21 protein-coding genes and 1 rRNA gene are annotated in these 22,245 nt (G+C 62.5%); 11 read left to right on the top strand and 11 right to left on the bottom strand.

Annotation, left to right across the window (positions count from 1 at the left end; translation table 11 throughout):
* Window positions 1-154 precede the first annotated feature (154 nt).
* Together rrf and AB5Y72_RS09885 are read left to right on the top strand one after the other, a co-directional pair.
* Window positions 155-269, top strand: a 5S ribosomal RNA gene (gene rrf, locus AB5Y72_RS09890).
* A gap of 300 nt (window positions 270-569) precedes the next feature.
* A complete protein-coding gene (locus tag AB5Y72_RS09885; RefSeq protein ID WP_216991714.1) occupies window positions 570-1,202 on the top strand; it encodes a LysE family translocator in 633 nt (210 codons plus the stop codon).
* A gap of 88 nt (window positions 1,203-1,290) precedes the next feature.
* Here AB5Y72_RS09885 and fis read toward each other — a convergent pair whose 3' ends face one another.
* Both fis and dusB read right to left on the bottom strand, forming a co-directional pair.
* A complete protein-coding gene (fis, locus tag AB5Y72_RS09880; protein WP_005309538.1) occupies window positions 1,291-1,587 on the bottom strand; it encodes a DNA-binding transcriptional regulator Fis in 297 nt (98 codons plus the stop codon).
* Window positions 1,588-1,612: 25 nt separating this feature from the next.
* Window positions 1,613-2,578, bottom strand: coding sequence for a tRNA dihydrouridine synthase DusB (gene dusB, locus AB5Y72_RS09875; protein ID WP_042076799.1), 966 nt, complete (start codon window positions 2,576-2,578; stop codon window positions 1,613-1,615).
* A gap of 290 nt (window positions 2,579-2,868) precedes the next feature.
* Between dusB and AB5Y72_RS09870 the strand changes: the two genes are divergently transcribed.
* The 4 genes from AB5Y72_RS09870 (at window position 2,869) to AB5Y72_RS09855 (ending at window position 7,715) form a co-directional block, all read left to right on the top strand.
* Entirely contained in the window at window positions 2,869-4,275 is a 1,407-nt protein-coding gene (locus AB5Y72_RS09870) for a TolC family protein (RefSeq protein WP_216991715.1), read from the top strand.
* 73 nt (window positions 4,276-4,348) lie between these two features.
* Window positions 4,349-5,353, top strand: a complete 1,005-nt coding sequence (locus tag AB5Y72_RS09865; RefSeq protein ID WP_325783734.1) for an efflux RND transporter periplasmic adaptor subunit — start codon at window positions 4,349-4,351, stop codon at window positions 5,351-5,353.
* The gene (locus AB5Y72_RS09860) at window positions 5,353-6,501 is read left to right on the top strand and encodes an ABC transporter permease (RefSeq protein ID WP_325783735.1); all 1,149 of its coding nucleotides are present in this window, start codon (window positions 5,353-5,355) and stop codon (window positions 6,499-6,501) included. The genes AB5Y72_RS09865 and AB5Y72_RS09860 overlap by 1 nt, the downstream gene beginning before the upstream one ends.
* Complete coding sequence (locus tag AB5Y72_RS09855) at window positions 6,501-7,715, top strand: ABC transporter permease (RefSeq protein WP_325783736.1); 1,215 nt, start codon at window positions 6,501-6,503, stop codon at window positions 7,713-7,715. The genes AB5Y72_RS09860 and AB5Y72_RS09855 overlap by 1 nt, the downstream gene beginning before the upstream one ends.
* Before the next feature lie 91 nt (window positions 7,716-7,806).
* Here the strand turns inward: AB5Y72_RS09855 and AB5Y72_RS09850 are convergent, their stop codons facing one another.
* The 3 genes from AB5Y72_RS09850 to AB5Y72_RS09840 all read right to left on the bottom strand — a co-directional run bounded on the left by AB5Y72_RS09850 (window position 7,807) and on the right by AB5Y72_RS09840 (window position 10,170).
* The gene (locus AB5Y72_RS09850; RefSeq protein WP_325783737.1) at window positions 7,807-8,442 is read right to left on the bottom strand and encodes an SDR family oxidoreductase; all 636 of its coding nucleotides are present in this window, start codon (window positions 8,440-8,442) and stop codon (window positions 7,807-7,809) included.
* A 129-nt stretch (window positions 8,443-8,571) separates the two neighbouring features.
* The gene (locus tag AB5Y72_RS09845) at window positions 8,572-9,426 is read right to left on the bottom strand and encodes a DnaA/Hda family protein (protein WP_318162678.1); all 855 of its coding nucleotides are present in this window, start codon (window positions 9,424-9,426) and stop codon (window positions 8,572-8,574) included.
* Between the two features lie 75 nt (window positions 9,427-9,501).
* On the bottom strand, window positions 9,502-10,170 hold the full coding sequence (locus AB5Y72_RS09840; RefSeq protein WP_216991720.1) for a DnaT-like ssDNA-binding domain-containing protein: 669 nt from the start codon (window positions 10,168-10,170) through the stop codon (window positions 9,502-9,504).
* Between the two features lie 257 nt (window positions 10,171-10,427).
* Between AB5Y72_RS09840 and AB5Y72_RS09835 the strand changes: the two genes are divergently transcribed.
* Window positions 10,428-11,399 carry a response regulator gene (locus tag AB5Y72_RS09835; RefSeq protein WP_216991721.1) on the top strand — a complete coding sequence of 324 codons (972 nt, stop codon included), beginning with the start codon at window positions 10,428-10,430 and terminating at the stop codon, window positions 11,397-11,399.
* A gap of 72 nt (window positions 11,400-11,471) precedes the next feature.
* Here AB5Y72_RS09835 and AB5Y72_RS09830 read toward each other — a convergent pair whose 3' ends face one another.
* The 3 genes from AB5Y72_RS09830 to AB5Y72_RS09820 form a co-directional block, all read right to left on the bottom strand.
* On the bottom strand, window positions 11,472-12,866 hold the full coding sequence (locus AB5Y72_RS09830) for a peptide MFS transporter (protein WP_209795105.1): 1,395 nt from the start codon (window positions 12,864-12,866) through the stop codon (window positions 11,472-11,474).
* 213 nt (window positions 12,867-13,079) lie between these two features.
* Window positions 13,080-13,991 (bottom strand): UTP--glucose-1-phosphate uridylyltransferase GalU, encoded by a 912-nt coding sequence (gene galU, locus AB5Y72_RS09825; protein ID WP_042076788.1) that lies wholly within the window; start codon window positions 13,989-13,991, stop codon window positions 13,080-13,082.
* Window positions 13,992-14,085: 94 nt separating this feature from the next.
* Window positions 14,086-14,406 (bottom strand): helix-hairpin-helix domain-containing protein, encoded by a 321-nt coding sequence (locus AB5Y72_RS09820; RefSeq protein WP_325783738.1) that lies wholly within the window; start codon window positions 14,404-14,406, stop codon window positions 14,086-14,088.
* A gap of 167 nt (window positions 14,407-14,573) precedes the next feature.
* Between AB5Y72_RS09820 and cysQ the strand changes: the two genes are divergently transcribed.
* Window positions 14,574-15,344, top strand: coding sequence for a 3'(2'),5'-bisphosphate nucleotidase CysQ (gene cysQ / locus AB5Y72_RS09815; protein WP_216991723.1), 771 nt, complete (start codon window positions 14,574-14,576; stop codon window positions 15,342-15,344).
* 68 nt (window positions 15,345-15,412) lie between these two features.
* On the opposite strand, the gene AB5Y72_RS09810 is transcribed toward cysQ, so the two are convergent.
* From AB5Y72_RS09810 to AB5Y72_RS09800, 3 genes are all read right to left on the bottom strand, one after another.
* Window positions 15,413-15,709, bottom strand: a complete 297-nt coding sequence (locus AB5Y72_RS09810; protein ID WP_216991724.1) for a YciI family protein — start codon at window positions 15,707-15,709, stop codon at window positions 15,413-15,415.
* A gap of 24 nt (window positions 15,710-15,733) precedes the next feature.
* Window positions 15,734-16,285, bottom strand: a complete 552-nt coding sequence (locus tag AB5Y72_RS09805) for a septation protein A (RefSeq protein ID WP_209795101.1) — start codon at window positions 16,283-16,285, stop codon at window positions 15,734-15,736.
* A gap of 90 nt (window positions 16,286-16,375) precedes the next feature.
* Window positions 16,376-17,881: an aminotransferase class V-fold PLP-dependent enzyme gene (locus tag AB5Y72_RS09800; protein ID WP_216991725.1), complete on the bottom strand. Its 1,506-nt coding sequence runs from the start codon at window positions 17,879-17,881 to the stop codon at window positions 16,376-16,378.
* Window positions 17,882-18,075: 194 nt separating this feature from the next.
* Here AB5Y72_RS09800 and AB5Y72_RS09795 point away from each other — a divergent pair, with 194 nt between their 5' ends.
* The 3 genes from AB5Y72_RS09795 to AB5Y72_RS09785 all read left to right on the top strand — a co-directional run.
* Window positions 18,076-18,708 carry a hemolysin III family protein gene (locus AB5Y72_RS09795; protein ID WP_209795099.1) on the top strand — a complete coding sequence of 211 codons (633 nt, stop codon included), beginning with the start codon at window positions 18,076-18,078 and terminating at the stop codon, window positions 18,706-18,708.
* Window positions 18,709-18,893: 185 nt separating this feature from the next.
* Window positions 18,894-20,555, top strand: coding sequence for a putative transporter (locus AB5Y72_RS09790; RefSeq protein ID WP_216991726.1), 1,662 nt, complete (start codon window positions 18,894-18,896; stop codon window positions 20,553-20,555).
* 222 nt (window positions 20,556-20,777) lie between these two features.
* Window positions 20,778-22,245: retention module-containing protein (locus tag AB5Y72_RS09785; RefSeq protein ID WP_368198931.1), on the top strand; the 1,468-nt coding region annotated here is incomplete at its 3' end.

Below are 22,245 nucleotides of genomic sequence, written 5' to 3'. Positions count from 1 at the left end.
GATAGGTGGGGTGTGTAAGCGCGGCGACGTGTTGAGCTAACCCATACTAATTACCCGTGAGGCTTAACCATACAACACCCAAGAAGTGTTCGAAGGCTTGTAGCAGATACCGAGAACGAATAATTAAATCAGCTTTTTCAGATTGAAGATTTTGCCTGGCGGCAATAGCGCAGTGGAACCACCTGACCCCATGCCGAACTCAGAAGTGAAACGCTGTAGCGCCGATGGTAGTGTGGCATTCGCCATGCGAGAGTAGGACACTGCCAGGCACCCAACACGAGAAACCCCGCTCATTTGAGCGGGGTTTTTTATTTGCCTGAAATTCGGCTCCCGCGTAGCCTTGCCTATCTTTACTCCGCTACTCCTCCGGCTTCTATTGCATCTGCCATCCCCTTTCCTCCGCACAAAGTGTCTGCCTGCCAAGGTGGTTACCAGTCGCCCTGGGGGCTCATGACCTTGGGTGCAATGAGTTACCATTCCTTTTTCTGATGATCACTATTGCGGCGGGAGGGAGTGACAAGCGTTGCCGGATCCTTAGACTGTGAATCTCATCGATAAGGGAGCTGTGTATGTTGGGGATCCACGATCTGGCGTTGTTTATCGTCTCCGGTCTGCTGTTGAACATGATGCCGGGACCGGATTCCCTGCTTATCATGCTGCGCAGCGGTTCACAAGGCTGGCGGGCCGGCTCGGTGGCGGCGCTGGGGATAGGAACGGGCACCATGGTGCACGTGCTAGCCGCAGCCCTGGGGCTGTCGGCCCTGCTGAGTACCTCGGCCGAGCTGTTCGCCGTCATCAAGCTGATGGGGGCGTTCTATCTGGTCTATCTGGGGATATCACTGCTCAGGCATAGGACTGGCGCTGCGGTCGCCGGGAATGAGGCTGTGGCACTGCCCAGGCTCTCCTATGGGCGGATCTTCCGGCAAGGGTTGCTCACCAATGTGCTCAATCCCAAGGTGGCGCTCTTCTTCCTCGCCTTCGTGCCCCAGTTTATCGATCCCGCTGCGCCGCAGAAGGCGCTGGCCTTCATCGTGCTGGGTTGCATCTTCAACCTCAACGGCATGATCTGGTGCCATCTGCTGGCGTTTTCCACCGAGTTTGCAAGCCGCAAGGTGCGATTGCCCGCCCGGGTAGCAACTTGGCTGAACCGCGTGATGGGAGGGCTGTTCGTGGGGTTAGGGGTCAAGTTGGCAGCCGAGTGACGGCCCGCGTCGAAATGACCGGCCATAGAAAAAGGCGTATCCCATCGCTGGGATACGCCTTTTTCCGCACTGCGGACAGGGACTGAGATCAGTTCATGCCGTAGCGCTTGAGCTTCTTGCGCAGGGTACCGCGGTTGATGCCCATCATCACGGCGGCGCGAGTCTGGTTACCACGGGTGTACTGCATGATCACGTCCAGCATGGGGGCTTCGACTTCGGAGAGAACCATATCGTACAGATCAATCACTTCCTGACCGTTCAACTGGGCCAGGTAGTTACGCAGGGCCTGTTGCACAGAGTCACGCAGGGGGCGTTGGGTCGGCTCGGCAGCGTGATTGTGAGTAGTTGTTACCAATGCATCAGAAGTCAGGGTTTGTTCGAACATATTCGGTCGGCTCTTTAGTTATGCGTTAACCTAATCCATCGAAATACGCTTCGAGTGCCTCAAGCTGTGCGTCTGCACAATCCAGGGCATTGAAGTGCTTACGGAATTCTCGGCCCGCCTCTTCTTCATCCAGATACCAGCCCACGTGTTTACGGGCAATGCGCGCCCCCAGATAGGCACCGTAAAACCGGTGCAGATTGGTGACATGCTCGTTCATCAGGGTGCGAACCTCTTCCCTGTCGGGAGGTGGCAGCTTGGTGCCCGTCTCAAGAAAATGGCGAATTTCCCGGAAAATCCAGGGTCGTCCTTGCGCAGCACGGCCGATCATCACGGCATCGACACCGGTATAGTCGAGGACATACCGGGCCTTCTCCGGGCTATCGATGTCGCCATTGGCGACAACAGGAATCGATACGGCCTGCTTAATCGCCCTGATAGTGTCGTACTCCGCTTCACCCTTGTAGAGGCAGGCACGGGTACGACCATGCACGGCAAGGGCCGCGATACCGCAATCTTCGGCGATTCGGGCGATCTCCTCGCCATTGCGGTTATCCGGATCCCATCCTGTGCGGATCTTCAAGGTGACAGGCACCTCCACCGCGTCCACCACGGCCCGGCAGATGGATCTGACCAGGTCTGGTTGGCGCAGCAGGGCGGAACCTGCCAGCTTCTTATTCACTTTTTTTGCCGGACATCCCATGTTGATGTCGACGATCTGAGCGCCCTGCTCCACGTTGTAGCGGGCAGCAAACGCCATCATCTCGGGGTCGGCACCGGCAATCTGGACCGATCGCAAGCCACCTTCTGCAGAGTGATCCATTCTCATCCGGGTTTTCTGGGTATCCCAGACATCCGGGTTGGCCAGCAGCATCTCGGAAACGGCCATGCCGGCACCCAGCCGCAAACAGAGTTCACGAAATGGTCGGTCTGTTACACCGGCCATGGGGGCCACGATCAGGGGAGTTTCAAGCGTGTGGGGACCTATCTGCATTACACGGTTACCATCGGCTTAGGGCGGCGTATATTACGCATTTTTTAGTCAGGAGAAAAGGTTAGTATTTGAGCGTCAGCCATTTTTTTCTGAAAAAAACGTCGCGCCAAGGCTTGCAAATTCAGGAGTGCTTGAAAATCGGGCATATTGTCTGGGAGCATGTTCAGTGTCAAATGGGTGAGGGGCGCGGTGAATTGTGAGTCTCCTTCCTTGGCCGGTTTAGGCTATGATAGCGGGCCTGAATCGAGCAAAAGCTCCACACAATTTCATTACAAACGGATCGGGGATGTATGACGGCAAGGTTCATCAAATTGCTCTGCCCATGCCTGCTGGGTGTCGTGCTGGGGTCGGCCCAGGCGCAGACGGTCAGCTTCAGCGAGGCCTGGAGCCGGGTCATCCAGCAGGATGACGGCCTGGCGGCGGAACAGGCCGGGGTGGAGAGGGCCCAGCAACTGCGGGAGGCGGCCAAGGCCATGTACCTGCCCAAGGTGGATGTGGGGGCCAGCTATACCCACCTCGATCAGCCGATGGAGCTGGACATGCTGGATCTCAACCCCATAGCCAACCACCCCGAGTTCGGCAAGGTGCTGGGGCCCGTCATGCAGGCGCTCAATCTCAGCCCGAGCGACTTCGTCACCCCGCTCACCAAGCAGAACGTGGTCACCAGTTCGGTCAAGATGCTGTGGCCGCTCTTTACCGGCGGGCGCATCGATGCGGCCCAGGATATTCGTCAGGCCCAGGTGAGCGAGGCCGAGCAGTTGCTGGTGCTCAAACAGCAGTCCACCTTCGAGAGCCTCTCCCAGACCTACTTCGGCGTGGTGCTGGCGGCCCAGGTGGTGCAAACCAAGCAGGAGATCGAGGAGGGGCTTGCCCATCACCTGGATCATGCCAACAAACTCGAGGCCCAGGGCCAGATCGCCAAGGTGGAGCGCCTTTCGGCCCAGTCGGCCTATGACAGGGCACGCATCGACACCCAGAAGGCGCGACGCAGTCTGGAGATCGCCCAGCTGGCCCTAGGTCACCTGCTCAAGCTCAAACAGGCTGAGCCCAATACCCGCCTCTTCATCAACGAGGGGATGCCACAGCTCGCTCCCCTGGTGCAGGAGACCCTGGCGGTGCACCCCGGCCTCAAGCTGCTGGCGGCCAAGAAGGAGCAGGCCCAGGGCATGATCAAGCTGGAGAAGGGCAAATACGCCCCCGAGCTGTTCCTGTTCGGCAACTACAACCTCTATGAGGATGACTCCATCGTCTCCAAGACCACACCGGACTGGCTGGTCGGGGTCGGGGTCAGCATGCCGCTGGTGAGTCGTGATGGCCGTTCCGAGACGGTCCAGGCGGCCAAGAGCGCCGAACTCCAGGTCAACCTGCTGCAAGCCAAGACCCGCCAGGATCTGGAGCTGCTGGTCGAGAAGACCTGGCGCGAGGCGGCCCAGGGGCTGGAGGAGTACCACTCCCTCTCCTCGACCCAGGCGCTGGCCGAGGAGAACGTGCGGTTGCGTGACAAGGCGTTCGGGCAGGGGCTCTCCACCTCGTTGGATGTGGTGGATGCGCAGACCCAGCTGGCCGGGGTCAAGACCCAGCGCGCCGCTGCCGCCTACCAATATGTGATCTCCCTGGCCCGCCTGCTGGCGCTCTCCGGCCAGATGAACAGTTTCAACCAGTATCAGCATGGCCAGGCCATCGAGGTGAACTCATGATCGCGCTCTCTTCCACTCCGTTATTCATGTCCGTTTCGACCACCAAGGGTCGCCCGTTTGCCGAGGTGAATTCATGAGTCATCCCCCCATCAAGAAGAAGATGAGCCAGGGCAAGCCCTGGTTGCTGCCCCTGGTCCTGGTGCTGCTGGTCCTCTGGCTCGGCTGGCGCTTCTGGCTGGCCTATCAGCCGGAACCGGTCCGGCTGCAGGGGCAGATAGAGGCGCAGCAGTACTCCGTCTCCTCCAAGGTGGCGGGCCGTATCGACGAGGTGCTGGTGAAGAAGGGGGATCAACTGGCCAGGGGACAGCTGGCGTTCACTCTGGCGAGCCCCGAGATCGAGGCCAAGCTGAGCCAGGCCAAGGCGGGCCAGGCGGCGGCCGGCGCCATGGCCGAGGAGGCCGAGAAGGGGGCGCGAGTGCAGCAGATCGCCGCCGCCAAGGATCAGTGGCAGCAGGCCAAGGCGGCCGCCCTGCTCCATGGCAAGACCTATGAGCGCATCGCCAGCCTGCACCGGGATGGCGTGATGTCGCTGCAAAAGCGTGACGAGGCCTGGACGGCCTGGCAAGCGGCAAAATACAGCGAGGGTATGGCCTGGCAGCAATACCAGATGGCGCTGGAAGGGGCGCGGGAAGAGACCAAGGTCGCGGCCCGCGAGCAGGCCAAGATGGCGGCAGGGGGAGTGGCCGAAGTGGAGGCCTATCTGGCTGACACCCGCATCGCCAGCCCCCATGAGGGGGAAGTCACCCAGGTGCTGCTGCGCAGCGGCGAGCTGGCTCCCCAGGGCTTCCCCGTGGTGACCCTGCTCGACATGAAGGATGCCTGGGCCCAGTTCCATATCCGCGAAGATCTGCTGCCCCGCTTCCCGCTCGGTACCGAGTTTGATGCCCGCATCCCGGGCCTTGGTGACCAGACCGTGCGCTTCAAGGTGACCCATGTGGCTGTGATGGGGGATTTCGCCACCTGGCGTGCCACCGATACCCGCCAGGGGTTCGACATGAAGAGCTTCCAGGTGGAGGCGCGCCCCCTGCAACCGGTCGACGGGTTGCGGGTCGGCATGAGCGTGCTGGTCGAGCTCTGATGGGACGCGAATGGCGGTTGCTGTGGCAGGATCCGTTCGGCCGGGCGCTGGCGAGCTGGGTGCCCCTGCTGCTGATAGGGAGCCTGTGCTGGATCTTTTCGGCCGGGTTGGCGCGCGACCTCAAGGTGGGTCTGGTGGATCTGGATCGCAGCCCCCTCTCCCGCCAGCTGGCGTTTTCCCTGGATGGCTCCGCCGGGCTCAAGATAGCGCGGCAGTTCGACGCCATCGACGAGGGGGCCAACGCCTTGCGGGGGGGCGACATCTACGCCCTGGTGGTGATCCCCCATCACCTGGAGCGGGACGCCCGCGAGGGGACCCAGCCCAGGGTGACGGTGTTCAACAACGGCCAGTTCATCCTGATCGCCAAGCTGGTCAACTCGGCGCTGGCCCAGGTGGTGGGGACTCTCAACGGCCAGGTAGGGGTACTGGAGGCCATGGCCGACGGCAAGGCGCTGCCCGGTGCGCTGGGGCAGTCGGTGCCAATCGCGAGCCAGGTGACGGCGCTCTACAACCTCAATTCCAGTTACGCCCAGTTTCTGCTGAGCGCCCTGCTGCCGGCGGTGTGGCAGATCCTGGCGGTGCTCTATGGCCTCAATGCCCTGGCCCGCACCGATCGCCTCGGGTTGGACTGGACCACCAGAGGGATCTGGTTCGGCCTCTGGCGTACCCTGTTGCCCCATATGCTCATCGGCTGGGGGTGGGGGCTAGGGTGGAGTCTGCTGCTGTTCAAGGGGCTGGGGTACCCCATGCAGGGGAGCTGGCTGGTGCTGACGGTGGGGCTGGGGGTGGCCTCGGCCGCCTGCGTCACCATGGGGGCCTTCTTCTACGCCATCATCCGGGATCCGGCGCGGGCGCTCTCTCTGGCTGGTGCCTACACGGCGCCGGGATTCGCCTTCATGGGGGTCACCTTTCCGGTCAGCGCCATGGGGGATGTGGCCCAGTTCTGGCGCAGCCTGCTGCCCATCTCTCACTATGTCGAGCTGCAGATAGGCCAGAGCAACTACGGCCAGCCGCTGGCGGCGGCACTGCCCCAGCTCGGGGCACTGCTGCTGTTTCTGCTGCCCCTGCTGTTGGTGATGCGCCGTTACCGGCAGCAGGCGGAACTGGTCCGTCAATCCGTCGCAATCGCCGAGAAGGAGCCTGAGTGATGCTGGGATTTGTCGATCTGTTGCGCCTGGAGCTGCGCACCCTCTTGGCGGATCGCGCCATCATGCTGACCCTGTTTGGCGGCGTGCTTTTCTACTCCTTCCTCTATCCGCAGCCTTACCTGCACCAGCTGCCGCGGGAAGAGCCCGTGGTGGTGGTCAACGAGGATGGCAGCCAGCTCTCGCGCCAGCTGGAGTTCATGGCCGATGCCACGGCGCAGGTCAAACTGGTGGCGCGGGCAGACTCCCTCGATGAGGCACGCCAGATGATGGTGGCCGGGAAGGCGAGCGGCATCTTGCACATCCCCCGCCATTTCTATCGGGACCTGATGCTGGGCAGGAGCGTGACCCTGGGCTATGCGGGTGATGCTTCCTACTTCCTGGTCTACGGCACCATAGCCGAAGGGCTGGCCCAGGCGGGGGGGACGCTTGCCGCCCAGATCAAGGTGGCCCGGCTGCTGAGCCATGGGGAGGTGTTGCCCCAGGCCGCCATGGGCTGGAATGCGGTGGCCCTCAACGTGCTGCCTGTGTTCAACCCCACCATGGGCTATGTGAACTACGTGGTGCCGGCGGTATTCGTGCTGATCCTGCACCAGGTACTACTCATGGGCACCGGCATCCTGGGGGCGACCCAGAACCAGCGCAGCCGCCGTGGGGAGGCAGGTTACTGGCAGAGTGCCCCCGTGCTGGCGCTGCTGCTGGCCCGCACCCTGGTGGTGGGGGGGCTCTTCGTGCTGCCGGTGACCTACTTCTTCGGCTTCTGCTTCGATCACTACGGCATTGCCCGCACCGCGGCGCCGGGGGCGCTCTGGCTGTTCACCCTGCCGTTCCTGCTCGCGACCACCTGGCTTGGGGTGGTGCTGGGGGCCCTGGTCAGTCGCCGCGACCTGCCGACCCAGATAGTGCTGCTCTCCTCCCTGCCGCTGGTGTTTCTCGCGGGCTTTATCTGGCCGCTGGAGCTGATCCCGGCGCCGCTCAACTGGCTGGGGCAGTGGGTGCCGAGCACGGCAGCCATCGAAGGCTTCCTGCGCCTCAACCAGATGGGGGCCGACTTTGCCCAGGTCTCTGCCTACTGGTGGCGGCTGTGGGGGTTGGCGCTGCTGTATGGAACACTGGCTTGCTGGTTGCTTCATCGGCGGCAGCCGCGCCCTGCGGGCCATCAGGGAACGCCGGATGAGCCGGCCACGGCGGGAGCGGGTGAACCTTCTTCTCGCTAGAGGCCATCAACGCAAGGTGAACAACAAAACGGTCAGCCACAGGGCTGACCGTCTTGTTTTTCGCAGGCTCGTCCCCCCCTTATCCGCGGGCTCACCCCCGGCTGAGGCCGGGATCGCCGATGGCGTAGATCTGGCCAAGGGCCTGCGGGTCGGTGAGCAGTTGCATACCCCGTATCGCCACATCCTGGCGGCGCACCAGGCCGTGTAGCTCCTTGTTCTGGCTCAGCTCGGCCTGTCCCGTCGCCTCCCCATCCTGCAAGCCGGCGGGCCGCAATATGGTCCAGTCAAGGGTGCTGGTCTGCAGCCAGCTCTCCGCCAGACTCTTCAGACGCACCTCGTGACCGAAGGCCTCCCGCGCCCGCTTGGGCAGGTATTGCCAGCTATCGCCACAACCTAGGGAGGTCACCAGCAGCAGGCGGCTGAGCCCGGCCCGCTCCATCTCGTCGATCACCAGGCGATTGCCCAGGTAGTCGACGGGCTCGGCCTGGCGGAAGCTGCCGAGGGTGGAGATGACTCGCGCCGCGTTGCCGGCTGCCTGACATGCCATGGTCACGGCCTGTGGATCCAGGGCATTCCCGGTGACGACCTCGACACCCAGAGATTGCAGTTCGGCGGCCATGTCGGCATGGCGCACCAGGGCGACGACCCTGTGACCCTGGCGCAGCGCCTGCCCGGTGAAGGCTCGGCCCAGCCCGCGGCTGGCACCGAAGATGAGTGTGGTTGGCATGAGAGGCTCCCTTTGAAGAAAAGGGTTAGCCTAGGAGGGCGCAGCCCTCCTGTAAATGAGAGCCGTTTTTATTTGTGAGGACGAGAGGGGAAATGACGGGCCGGACGTCGGGGACGCCGGCCCGAGGAGTCAACCCTGATAGTTGCCTATGCTGGGGCGACGGCTGGGGCCGCTCAGGTGAATGTCCACCGGGTTGAACGCCTTGATCGCCTCGAAGCTGAAGTCGCCGATGGCCTGATGCAGGCTCTGGGGGCCGTGGTTGGTGATGATGATGACGCTTTTCGACAGGTTGCGGCGCCGGCGCAGCAGGTGGCCGAGGAAGCTGGACTGGCTCTCTGCCATCTTGGCACGGTTGGCCGCCACCTCGTCGATGATCAGCAGATCCACCTCTTCCAAGGCGCGGCGGTACTGGTTGCGCTCCTCCTGATCCTGGATGACGTTGAAGAAGAGCCTGTCTACGATGGAGGCCCACTGCTGGAAGATCACCGATTTCTGGTGGCGCTCGATCAGCTCGTGGGCCACGGCGCCCGCCAGGGTCGACTTGCCGGTGCCGTAGTCGCCATAGATGAGCATGCAACCGCCGCCGCTCTTCTCCCAGTGTTCGAAACCGCTGATGAAGTAGCGGGCTGTCTCGATGGGATACTGCAGTGCGGGATCGGTGGCATCCATCTTGTCGAAGATCCAGTCGGGGTTGAGATCGGCCTGGGCGATCAGCTTCTGGATCCGTTCCTGGCGCGCCGCCTTCTGCAGCTCGCGCACCTCGGCATTGGCCTTGGCGTCATACTCCTTGCGCAGGGTCTCGTAGTCGTACTGAGTGCCGCCGGTCTGGGCCTGCAGGCGGCGGATGCGCTCGAGCAGGCCACCCACATGCCGGCTCAGCTCGGGATCGCGCACGCGCTGATCCTGTTTGGCCTTGGCGATCTTCTGGCGTCTTGCCTCGATCTCCTGCAGCTCCTCGCGCAGTGGGTCGTGCGGATCTGTCATGAATGGCTCCTTCTGCGAGGGAAATGGCAAGCGTCTGATGATACGGCTAATGGTGCCAGCGGCGAATACCCGGGATCAATCATTCTCCGGCTCCTGAGCGAGACGCTTGGCCACTTCGATCATCTCCTGTGCCCGCTTGCTCGGGCCCGTCTCGGCCGGGGCCGGGGTGATCTGCTGATATCCCGCTACCACAGTCGGTTGGCGACGGGCATAGCGCCGACCCTTAAGGGCGCGAATGAATTTCAGCATCCACTGGTGCTGGGAATCGAACACCTCGGGGCGGCCGAGCCAGTAGGCGATGAACTCGCCGAGATCCTCCTCGCTGTAGCTGGCGTCGATCACTCCGCACAGGCGGGCGAGGGCGGGCAGCTCTTCATCCGGCCGCCACTGCAGGTGCATCTGGAACGGCCGCTCCGGCAGCGGGCTGCGTACCCGCTGGCTCAGCAGTGGCAGCAGGAAGGGGCACTGATGGTAGTGCTCACTGTCAGCCTGCGCCTCGACCTGCAGCAGTTCGGCCTCCATCAGCTCGTCGAGTAGCTCGGTCAGCTGGCGGGCGTTGACCTGATAGCTGAAACTGCCGGGATTGCCCGGATCGACGACCGCCAGGGCGCGACCCAGTTCAGGGTAGTTGAGCCTTTGCTGCCGATTTTCCAGCACCAGCCGGCGCAGCTGCAGGGTATAGAGGCTGCGTGCCGGATGGGAGAGTCTGGGATGGGCGAGGGCGCTGTATTCGGCTGGCGTCATGGTCTGCTTCACGATCTGGAGTGGGGGGCATTATCCCTCATGGCGGGGTCTCACACAATTCGAGACGACCCTGGACGGGACATCCGCTCGTCAAGGCGGCCATGACCGCACAGGGAGTGTTGATAAAATAATCAGTCCATTTCAAATGGTTGGCAGACATCGCGACCGTTGGCGGCAAGATGGAGTGGCGGGATTCAACCCCCATGATCTAGTCTTAATGCTCAAATAACCATTTGACTAATAAGAGCTTTGTCAAGATGTCAAAAGCCGGACTACGGATCTTGGTGGTGGAAGACGAAGCGGTTTTTCGCCACTCGCTGGTATCTTATCTCGAGCACGACGGGGCCTGCGTCTTCCAGGCCGAGGATGGAATAGAGGGGCTCTCGGCGGCGGCGCTCTATCACCCCGATGTCGTGTTGTGTGACCTCAACATGCCGAACATGGATGGCCATGAGGTGATCGCCTGCCTCAGTGCCCGCTACCCCGAGGTGCCCGTCATCGTCATCTCAGGCCAGGATCAGATGGCTGCGATCGAGCGGGCGCTGCGGGCGGGGGCCCGTGACTTCTTCATCAAGCCGGTGGATGACTATGAGCAGATCCGGCGCAGCATCGATCAGTGCCTGATGCACAACGGCCAACACAGCCAGCAACTGGAGCTGATGGAACACATCGACTTCTTCCGGGGACACGATCTGGCTTCCAGTCGCCTGCTGGCCTGGCTGGCACCGCCGGGCATGCAGGAGTGGGGACCCTGGCAGGTGACCTTTGCCGGTATGGGGAACCTCTTCATCCCCGATACCTTCAAGCTGGACGACAAGCTGCTGGTGCTGGTGATGGAGCTGCCTATCCTCGGTGTGGACGCCGCCTTCTGCGGGGCCCTGGTGCGCTCCCTGATGAACGGCCCCTATCGCCAGTTCCAGCAGCAGGAGAGCCGACTCCTGACCCAGCCACACAGGCTGCTGGACTACCTCAACCTGCAATTGCTGGAATCTGGCCTGCGCCACTCCTTCGCCATGGCAGCGCTGCTGTTCGATCAGGAGGACGGACTGGTCTTCGCCAATGCCGGTCTCACTTCCCCCCACTGGTTGATGCGTTGTGGCGGGTTGCCGCTCGGCCTGATGCGCAGCAGCCGCTATGCGCTGCACAGGCGCAGCTGGCATGAGCCGTTCGAGCTGCTGTTTCGCAGCGACAGCGGCAGCGCCCTGAAAATGCAGGTACGCCATCACTGAGCACGCCGACGACGGCACAAACAAGCAGGGCGCCCATGGGCGCCCTGCTTGCATTGCACAATCCTGACCGAATCAGACGGTGGCGGACTGCAGCTTGTTCTCCTGCTCCGGCTCCTTGGCGGGGCCTTCGGCACCGTGCATCCAGTAGACCAGGCGGTTGGCCATGGTCAGCAGGATCAGGGCGCTGATCACGGCGGCCAGGGCGATGCCACCGAAGATGGCCATGGCACCGGATTCGCCTACGAAGGAGCCGATGAAACCGGCGGCATAGTTGGCCAGGGCCACGAAGCCGAACCAGGCACCCATCATCAGGGAGGCCAGGCGCAGCGGAGCCAGCTTGGTCACCATGGAGAGGCCGATGGGGGAGAGGCAGAGCTCGCCCAGGGTATGGAACAGGTAGGCGCCGACCAGCCAGAACATGGAGGTCTTGACGGCCTGATCACCCCCCTGCTCCAGCACGGCACCGATCATGAACAGGAAGCCGATGGCCAGGAACAGCAGACCCATGGCGAACTTCACCGGGGAGTTCGGCTCTTTCTTGCCGAGCTTGATCCAGATGGCCGCGACTATGGGGGCTAGGGTGATGATGAAGAAGGGGTTCAGGGACTGGAACCAGGCGGTCGGCACTTCGAAGCTGCCGATCATGCGATCGGTATATTCCTGTGCGTACAGGTTCATCAGGCCGCCGGCCTGCTCGAAGCCGGCCCAGAAGATGATGGTGAACAGACCCAGCACCAGGATGACCTTGATGCGATCCACTTCCTGCTTGGTCAGCGGGGCCTTCTGCTCCTTGGAGCGCTGCAGGGCGGCGCGCTGGGCGGCCGGCACGCGGCCGATGTCGCCGAGGAAACGCTGGGCCATGGTGGCCTGCACAACCAGGGAGAGCAGCATGCCGATACCGGCGCTGACGAAGGCTGCCTGCCAGCCGTAGGCGGTGGCAGCGGCGCCGCAGATCACCCCTGCCAGCAGGGAGCCCAGGTTGATGCCCATGTAGAAGATGGTGAAGGCACCGTCACGGCGGTGATCCCCTTCCTGATACAGGTCACCCACCATGGTGGAGATGTTCGGCTTGAACAGGCCGTTCCCCAGGATCAGCAGGCCGAGGCCCGCGTAGAAGACGGTGTTGACCATGTCCGGGAACATGGCGTGGGGCAGGGCCAGGGTAAACTGGCCGGCGGCCATCAGCACGGCACCGAACAGGATGGCGCGACGTTGGCCCAGGAAGGTATCTGCCAGCCAGCCGCCGATGATCGGAGTGATGTAGACCAGGCCGGTGTAGATGCCGTACAGCTTGAGGGCATCGGCCTGGGTCCAGCCCATGCCGCCGTTGGCGGTCATGTCGGTCAGATAGAGGACGAGCACGGCACGCATGCCGTAGTAGGAGAATCTCTCCCAGAGTTCGGTACTAAAGAGCAAAAAAAGCCCTTTAGGGTGACCTAAAAAGGTCCCTTTGGACGGGTTATTCATTGGAACTTCCACCTGTGTCTTATATTTTTTTAGAAATTTTATGCAAGGGCTAGGAACAAGCCATATTCCTTATAAAACAAGCAGGATTGAATTACAATGACAGGTTTTGACGATATTTTATCTATCGATGGTTGAATATTTGTTTATAAAATGAAAATGGGCATCGAATGATGCCCAGTTTTTTATTCTGCTTGTTGTGCAAATATTCAGCGATTACAACTGTTTGACGAACTGCTTCAACCAGGCGGTAAATTCGCCGTCCAGCTCGCGGTGGCGCACGGCGTACTCCACGTTGGCCTTCATGTAACCGAGCTTGCTGCCGCAATCGTGGCTGCGCCCCTTCATGAAGTAGGCGTTGACCTGCTCTTTCTCCATCAGCATGGCGATGGCATCGGTCAGCTGGATCTCGTCGCCGGCACCGGCCGGGGTCTTCTCCAGCAGGGGCCAGATGTTGGCGGAGAGCACATAGCGACCGACCACGGCCAGGTTGGAGGGGGCCTCGTCACGGGGCGGCTTCTCGACGATGGCCTGCATGGGCAGGGACATGCCGGCGCTCAGCGCCTCGCCCTTGATGTCGGCGATGCCGTACTTGTCCACCTCGCTCTCGGGGACGGCCTCCACCATGATCTGGCTGATCTGGTTCTCTTCGAACAGGTGCACCATCTCCGCCAGGTTGTCCTGCTTGAGATCGCTGGCCACCTCGTCGATGAGCACGTCCGGCAGCAGGACGGCGAAGGGCTGATCCCCGATCAGCGGGCGGGCGCACAGCACCGCGTGGCCCAGGCCTTTTGCCTCACCCTGGCGCACGTGCATGATGGTGACGTCTTTGGGGCAGATGTGCTGCACCTCTTCCAGCAACTGGCGCTTGACCCGTTTCTCCAGGGTCGCTTCCAGCTCGAAGCTCTTGTCGAAGTGGTTCTCGATGGAGTTCTTGCTCGAATGGGTCACCAGGATGATCTCCTTGATGCCGGCGGCGATGGCCTCGCGCACCACATACTGGATCAGCGGCTTGTCGACCACAGGCAGCATCTCCTTGGGGATGGCCTTGGTGGCGGGCAGCATGCGGGTACCCAGGCCGGCGACGGGGAGAACGGCCTTGCGAACAACGAACGGTGTCTTTTTCATGGAGTGAGTCCCAAAATACGAAGTGGGCTCATGATACCCGAAGAAAAATAGGGCAGCCACAGGCCGCCCTCGGGATGATGGGGATTCAAACCGGTTACTTGACGATAATCATGTCCCGATTCGCCTCCAGGGTGGCGGGCCCTATGCCGCTCACGTCCGTCAGCTGATCCACCGAGGTGAACTTGCCCTGTTTCTCGCGATGGTCGACGATGGCCTGTGCCTTCTTCTCGCCGATACCCTTCAGGGACGCAAGTTCATCGGCGCTGGCGGTATTGAGGTTGATCTTGCCGGCCTCAGTGGTGGTCGCGACGGTCGCGGCAGGCTTGGTGGTCGGCTTGTCGGCGGCCAGTACGGGCTGAGTCAGCAGAGGGAGGCAGCCCAGCAACAGGGCGGCGATCAGGGGCTTTTTGATCATGGTGTCACATCCTTATGATATTGCCTTATTGGCATATTCATCATTAGTTGGGTTGCGCCACTTTTTGTCTGTCAGTTTTGACACTTTATAAGTCAGTGCAAACGGCTATAAGCCGAAGATGCCCGCTCGGTTACACTGACTAACCCTTTGAGCGAGATGTCTTTTCTATGTATCTACCCACCATTTCCGAGCTGGAACCCATCGCCCGCGCCGCCGGTGAGTCCATCATGGCCATCTACAGTCAACCCTTCGCGGTGGAGTACAAGCAGGACGAGAGCCCGCTGACTGCCGCGGACAAGGGGGCCCACGAGGTGATCGTCCGGGCGCTGGCCCGGCTCACGCCCTCGATCCCCGTGCTGTCGGAAGAGTCGGACGTCGCGACCCTGCAGGCCAGGCTCGCATGGTCCCGCTACTGGCTGGTGGATCCGCTGGATGGCACCAAGGAGTTTGTCTCCCGCAACGGCGAGTTCACGGTGAACATCGCGCTGATTGAACAGGGCGCTCCGGTCTGGGGGCTGGTCTATGCCCCTGTGCTGGACAAGCTCTGGTATGGGGGAAAGGGGCTGGGGGCCTGGCGTGTGGTCGATGGCAGGCATGAGGCCATTCAGACCCATCCCCACGAAGAGGGGCAGGCGTGGCGCGTGGTGGGCAGCCGCAACCACCTCTCCGGGGAGACCCTGGATTACCTGGCCCGCTTTGGTGACATGGAGCGGGGCGACATCGAGCTGGTCTCCATGGGCAGCTCGCTCAAGTTCTGTATCATTGCCGAGGGCGGGGCCGAGCTCTACCCCCGTCTCGCCCCGACCTGCGAGTGGGACACCGGCGCTGCCCAGGCGGTGCTGGAGGGGGCGGGGGGCAGCGTCACCCAGCTGGACGGTTCCCCCCTGCGTTACAACAAGCCGGATATCCTCAACCCCTGGTTTGTGGCCAGGGCCTGAGCCGGGCATCGGATGCAAAAAGGCCGGACATTGTCCGGCCTTTTTGTTTGCGATGAGCATCGATGAGGTCAGAAGACTCTCTTGAACGGCTTGATGGTGACGCGGGCATAGACGCCGGCCGCTACATAGGGATCCGCATCGGCCCAGGCCTGGGCCTCGGCCTGGCTGCCGAACTCGGCGATGACGGTGCTGCCGGTGAAACCCGCATCGGCGGGATCCTCGGCATCGATGGCCGGGTTGGGGCCCGCGGTCAGCAGGCGCCCCTCATCCTGCAGCGCCTGCAGGCGGGCGAGGTGGGCGGGGCGAGCCAGCTTGCGCTGTGGCAGGCTGTTCGCGACGTCTTCGGAGTAGATCAGATACCACATGAGAGGCTCCTTTTCTGGTTGCGGTTATTTTTTCTGCTCTGCTTTCTGCTCGGCCGGCATGTGGCGATAGAGGTAGACGCCGCTGAGCAGGGTGAATACGAGCGTCATGCCCAGCAGGCCGAATACCTTGAAGTTGACCCACATCTCCTGGGAGAGGTTGAAGGCCACATAGAGGTTGAGCAGGCCGCAGAGGGCAAAGAAACCGACCCAGCCCAGGTTGACGTTGTCCCAGATCCGGTCGGGAGCCTGCAGCTCCTTGGCCAGCATCTGCTTGATCAGGTTCTTGCCAAAGCCGTAGCGGCTGACGAGCAGGGCGAGGGCAAACAGCACGTTGATGACGGTCACCTTCCACTTGATGAAGGCGTCGTCGTGGAAGAAGACGGTGAGGCCGCCGAAGAAGCCGACCAGCAGGAAGGTAAAGAGCTGCATCTTCTCGACCTTGCGATAGCGGATCCAGCCGTAGGCGAGCTGCAGACCGGTGACCACCACCAGGGCGCCGGTGGCGGTGTAGATGTCGTAGAACTTGTAGACCGCGAAGAAGACGATCAGGGGGATAAACTCGATAAACTGCTTCATGCTGGGCTCATTACCTCAAAATTTCACTCAGTGTACCTGTCCGTCAGACAACGGCAAATGAATAAGACCGCTCATTTGCCCCCCAGTTCCTCAGCCAAAAAGCTGCCGTGCCACCTCGATCCCCAGCCGCTGCTGATCCGCCAGCAGCTCGCGAATATGGCGCTCCTCGATCAGCGGATTGAGCAGCACGGCGCGCAGCAGAGTGAGCGATTGCTCGCCGTAGCGGCTCACCGCCCGCTGGGTGCGGGAGACGAAGCTGTGTCCCTCGGCGCGCTGTGCCTTCTGCAGTGCCACGTTGAAGGCATTGATCTCGTCGTTGGCTGCCTCGTCCAGGACCTTGCCCTGTAGATGGGGCGGGATGCAGCGGTAGGAGAGCAGGTTCATCACCGGCGCCGACATCAGCTCGAAGGCGGGGCTCGCCTCGATGAGCGCCGCCATCCGCCGCGCCCTGTCGTAGTTGGCGTCGATGAGCTCGGCATACCCCTGCCGCCCCAGCATCTGGAAGGCGGCATCCAGATAGAGGGCGTTGGCGGGACGGGTGCCCTCCAGGGTGAAGCGTCCCTGATCGAAGGAGGTGGCGCGAATGGCGTAGGGCGCCTCGCGCTTCACCGCCATCATCAGATCCGGCTGGCGGCAGAGCAGCATGCCGGTGCCAAGAGGGACCAGCAGTTGCTTGTGGCCGTCCAGGGTCACGGTATCGGCCTGATCGATCCCTTCCAGCAGGCCCTGATAGCGGGGGGAGAAGAGGGTCGGGCCACCCCAGGCGGCATCCACGTGGAAGTGGATCTGCTCGCGCCGTGCGATGGCGGCGAGTTCCGGCAGGGGATCGATGGAGCCGAAGTCCGTGCTGCCGGCGACCCCGACCAGGGCCAGCACCTTGATCTTCTGCTCCTTGCATTGGCGCAGCGCCTGCTCCAGCGCGGCCAGGCTGAGCCGGTTGTGTTCGTCGGTGTCGAGGCGCCAGACGCTGCGGGCCCCCAGCCCCAGCAGATCCATCCCCTTGTCGAAGGAGTAGTGCATCAGCCGTGACCCCAGGATCACGGCGCCGCGATAGCCCTGCTCAAAGAGCGAAAACAGGTTGTCGCCACAGGCCCGGTTGCGGGCCAGCCAGAGGGCGGTGACATTGGCGATGGTGCCGCCGCTGGTCATGACGCCCAGGGCCGCATCCTTGGCGTGCATCTGGGCCGCATAGAAGGCATCGTCCTCGCGATAGACGAGGCGATGCAACTTGGCCAGCACCTCCCGCTCCAGGAAGCTCAGCAGGCGGGAGGACTCCATCTTCATGGGATTCTGGTTCAGCATCACCAAGAGGCGCGACAGCTCGGCGGTGAAGGCTGGCAGGGGCGCCGTCATGTGCCCCATATAGCGCGGGGAGGTCAGGTGTGATGCGCCGGGCACCAGGGTGGCGAGCCGTTCCAGATAGGCTTGCGTGCTGATGCCGGTGGCAGGCATGGACGACTGGTCGAGTTGGTGGACGAAGCTGTCGCGTTCATAGGGAGCCTGACTGTCGTCGGAGTGATGGAAGGTCTCCAGCAGGGCCGTCATGGCCTGGCCGAAGTCAGGATCCGGTTGTGTAAACAGTTCAGTCAGCTTCATCGGGTTCTCCAGACCAGATTGTCGGGCAGACGCGGCCATCCGTCCCGGCGGCGTCGGCCGCAGAGCATACACCAAAGGGGCGGGGGGCACAGCCATCTCCTGGTCCCCCGACCGTTGGTTCTTTATTTTGAGCTAACACTTGTAGCCTGAAACGTCGGCCGCTAGAGTGAACCGGTTCAGGTCAGGAGGTGGTGATGACGGATGTGACGGGGTATTCCCCTCGGGAAGAGTGGGCCAATCGCCTCAGCCATGGGCTGGGGTTGCTGCTGGGCGGACTGGGTCTTGCCTTGCTGCTGCACAAGGGGTGGGATCAGGGACCCAGGGTGCTGCTGAGCTACGGCCTCTATGGGGCCAGCCTGGTGCTGCTCTATCTCGCCTCGACGCTCTATCACAGCATGACCTCGGAGCGGGCCAGGCGCAGGTGCAAGCTGTTCGATCACTGCGCCATCTATCTGCTGATCGCCGGCACCTATACCCCCTTCCTGCTGGTGGCGCTCGATACGCCGCTGGCACAGGGGCTGATGGTGGTGATCTGGGGGCTGGCCCTGGCCGGGGTGCTGTTCAAGCTGCTCTTCATCAACCGCTTCAGGCGTTTGTCGCTCTTCACCTATCTGATGCTGGGCTGGCTGTCCCTGGTGGTCGTCTACCAGCTCTACCTGCATCTGGACGGTGCCGGGCTCCTGCTGCTGGGGCTCGGCGGACTCATCTACAGCCTGGGGGTGATCTTCTACGTGGCCAGGGGCATCCCCTACAACCACGCCATCTGGCACCTGTTCGTGCTGGGGGGCAGCCTGTGCCACTTCGCGGCCATCTATGGCTACGTCTAACCACAGGCCCTGGCCCTGTCGCAGGAGTCGTACGGCCACAGAAGATGGTGGCGAGCAATGACCGGATCTAGCCCTTAATTGGTATCTTTGCGCTCATCAAAGCCCGAATTCGTGCGGCACTCCACAGTTGCTCCCTTCGTTTGCTGACAAGCTAGGGCCAGTTCAGCTTGGAAAGGATGCAAACGATGAGTGAAATCGCGCTTTCCATCAGCATGTTGTCGCTGGTGGCGGTGCTGGGGCTCTGGCTGGGAAACTGGCGGGTCTATGGCGTGGGTTTGGGCATTGGCGGGGTGCTGTTCGGCGGCATCATAGTGGGCCACTTCGCCGGCCTGTCCGGCTTGAAGCTGGATGAGCAAACACTTCATTTTATTCAGGAATTTGGCCTGATCCTGTTCGTCTATACCATAGGCATCCAGGTCGGTCCCGGCTTCTTCTCCTCCCTGCGCAGCTCGGGCCTCAAGCTCAATGGCTTTGCCGCCCTGCTGGTGGTGCTCGGCTGCGTGGTGGCGGCGGCACTGCACCAGTTGTTCGACGTGCCGCTGCCGGTGATCCTCGGGGTCTTCTCCGGCGCCGTGACCAATACCCCCTCCCTGGGGGCGGGCCAGCAGATCCTGGCGGAGCTCGGGGCGGATCCGGGCTCCACCGGCCTGATGGGGATGGGGTACGCGGTGGCTTACCCGTTCGGGATCTGCGGCATCCTGCTCACCATGTGGCTCATCCGGGTGTTCTTCCACATCAAGATCGAGGAGGAGGCGGCCGCATTCGAGCAGCAGGCGGGCAAGACCAAGGAGAGCCTGCAAACCATCAACATCGCGGTGCGCAACCCCAACATGCACGGCCTGATGCTGAGCGAGATCCCCAGCCTGGACGAGGCCGACGTCATCTGCTCGCGCCTCAAGCGCGGCGACGAGCTGATGGTGCCCAGACCCGACTCGCGCATCGAGCTCGGCGATCTGCTGCACCTGGTGGGAGAGCGCCACGCCCTGCACAAGGTGCTGCTGGTGCTGGGGGAGGAGGTGGATACGTCCCTCTCCACCCGGGGCACCGAGCTGCGGGTGGAGCGGGTGGTGGTCACCAACGAGCAGGTGCTCGGCAAGCGGATCCGCGATCTCGACATCAAGCAGAAGTACGACGTGGTCATCTCGCGCCTCAACCGGGCCGGCATCGAGCTGGTCCCGACCAGCCAGACCAGCCTGCAGTTTGGCGACATCCTGAACCTGGTGGGACGGCTGGACGCCATCGAGGCGGTGACCAGCGTGGTCGGCAACGTGCAGCAGAAGCTGCAGCAGGTGCAGATGCTGCCGGTCTTCATCGGCATCGGATTGGGGGTGTTGCTCGGCTCCATCCCCTTCTATCTGCCGGGCTTCCCCGCGGCCCTCAAGCTCGGGCTGGCAGGGGGGCCCCTGGTGGTGGCGCTCATCCTGTCGCGCATCGGCAGCATCGGCAAGCTCTACTGGTTCATGCCGCCGAGCGCCAACCTGGCGCTGCGGGAGATCGGCATAGTGCTGTTCCTGGCGGTGGTGGGGTTCAAGTCGGGGGCCGGGTTCATCGACACCCTGATCAACGGCGACGGCCCGGCCTGGATGATGTACGGCGTGGCGATCACCCTGATCCCGCTGCTGGTGGTCGGGATGCTGGCGCGCCATTATGGCAAGGTCAACTACCTCACCCTGTGCGGCCTGCTGGCTGGCTCCATGACGGATCCTCCCGCCCTGGCCTTCGCCAACGGCATGCACCCCACCAGCGGGGCCAGCGCGCTCTCCTACGCGACCGTCTACCCACTGGTGATGTTCCTGCGGATCATCTCTCCCCAGCTGCTGGCCATCCTGCTGTGGGCCGGTGCCTGATGGGGGAAAAAATGGGGGCCATTACGGCTCCCATCTTCTTGCTGTCATAATTGATGCTATTGATTTAGTTAATTTTATTTACTTCCCACATCCCTTCGGTTTCATCGCGGAACTAGGCCTCATTTCGGTCTGTTCGTTCGATTTTTCTCACTGGTTTCTGGCCCGATTAACAGGCAAATTGCACGCTGGAGCCATATGCCCATCGATATTTCAGGAGAAACCATGAGCAACAAGCGCATCGTATTGGATCAGGCCGTCGTCGTTAGCCACTTGCAAGGAAAAGTCTATCTGGTTGCCGCTGACGGGAGCCAGACGCTTCTTGTAGAAGGCGATGCGCTGCCCAAGGATGCGGTCTTGCTTGCTCCGGAAGGGGCCAGCTTCCAGGGTGGGGAGACCACCTTCACCCTGAGCCCGAGCAACACTCCCGAGTCTGAAGAGCCCCAGCTGGCACAACGGGCGCAAGCCGGGGCTCCTGACGACATTGCGGCCCTGCAGCAGGCCATTCTGGAAGGGATAGACCCGACCCAGACATTTGAGGCGTCGGCGGCGGGCGGGGCACCCGCTGCGGGCAACGTAGGGGGCGTTGCTGGTGCCAGCGGCAATGGCGGCTTCATCACCATCGACAGAACCGGCGATGCCACCATCTCCACTGCCGGCTTCGATACCGCCAATCCGGAGGCGGTGGCGCCGCTGGTGGACGCGCAAGGCAACGAGGATGAACTGCTCGATCTCACCGCTCCCGTCATCACAGTCTCAGCCCCCGACAACACCAATGACCGGACGCCGACCCTGACTGGCACCACGGATGCCCCGGCGGGCAGCACGGTCACTCTGGTGGTCACCGACGCCAATGGCAACCAGCAGACCCTGGTCACCACGGTCAATCCGGATGGCAGCTTCAGCGTGGATGTCGGCACGCCGCTGGCCGAGGGGGGCTATCAGGTGACCGCCTCCGTCACCGATCCCGCCGGCAACACGGGGACGGAGAGCGACGATGGCAGCGTGGACACCACGGCGCCTTCAGTGACGGTGAATGCCCCGGACAACACCAGCGACAGCACGCCGACCATCACGGGGAGCACGAACGCAGCGCCAGGCAGCACAGTGACCCTGACGGTGACCGATGCCAACGGCAACCAGCAGACGCTGACCTCAACTGTGCAGCCGGATGGCAGCTACAGCACAGACGTGCTCACCCCTCTGCCGGATGGCGGCTATGAGGTGACTGCCAGCGTGACCGATCCTGCTGGCAACAGGGGCACAGCTACCGATGGCGGCAGCGTGGACACCACTGCCACCATCACGGTGAGCCTGGAGGACGTGAACGCGGCCAATGTGGCCGACGCGCCCATCAGCGGCACCTCCGATGTCGGTGCCAACCGCACCGTGACCCTGGTGATCACCGATGCCAACGGCGACAAGGTGACCGTCACGGCCATCACCGATGCCGATGGCAACTACCGCACCACCGCCGACCTGAGTGGCCTGGCGGATGGCAATCTGGTGGTGGATGCCAGCGTGACCGATGGGGCGGGCAACAGGGCCACCGCCACCGACGACACCACGCTGCTGGATACCACACCACCGGAAGCCCGCATCACCCTGGATGCCGACATCACCGCCGACGACGTCATCAACGCCGCCGAAGCGGGTCAGCCGATCCCGGTCAGCGGCACCGTCAGCGGCGAGT

The organism is Aeromonas sp. R7-4 (assembly GCF_040908055.1).
GTDB classification, from domain to species: Bacteria; Pseudomonadota; Gammaproteobacteria; order Enterobacterales; family Aeromonadaceae; genus Aeromonas; species Aeromonas sanarellii.
Note: the sequence above shows the minus strand (reverse complement) of the source record. Positions and strands in the feature narration are given on the sequence as shown.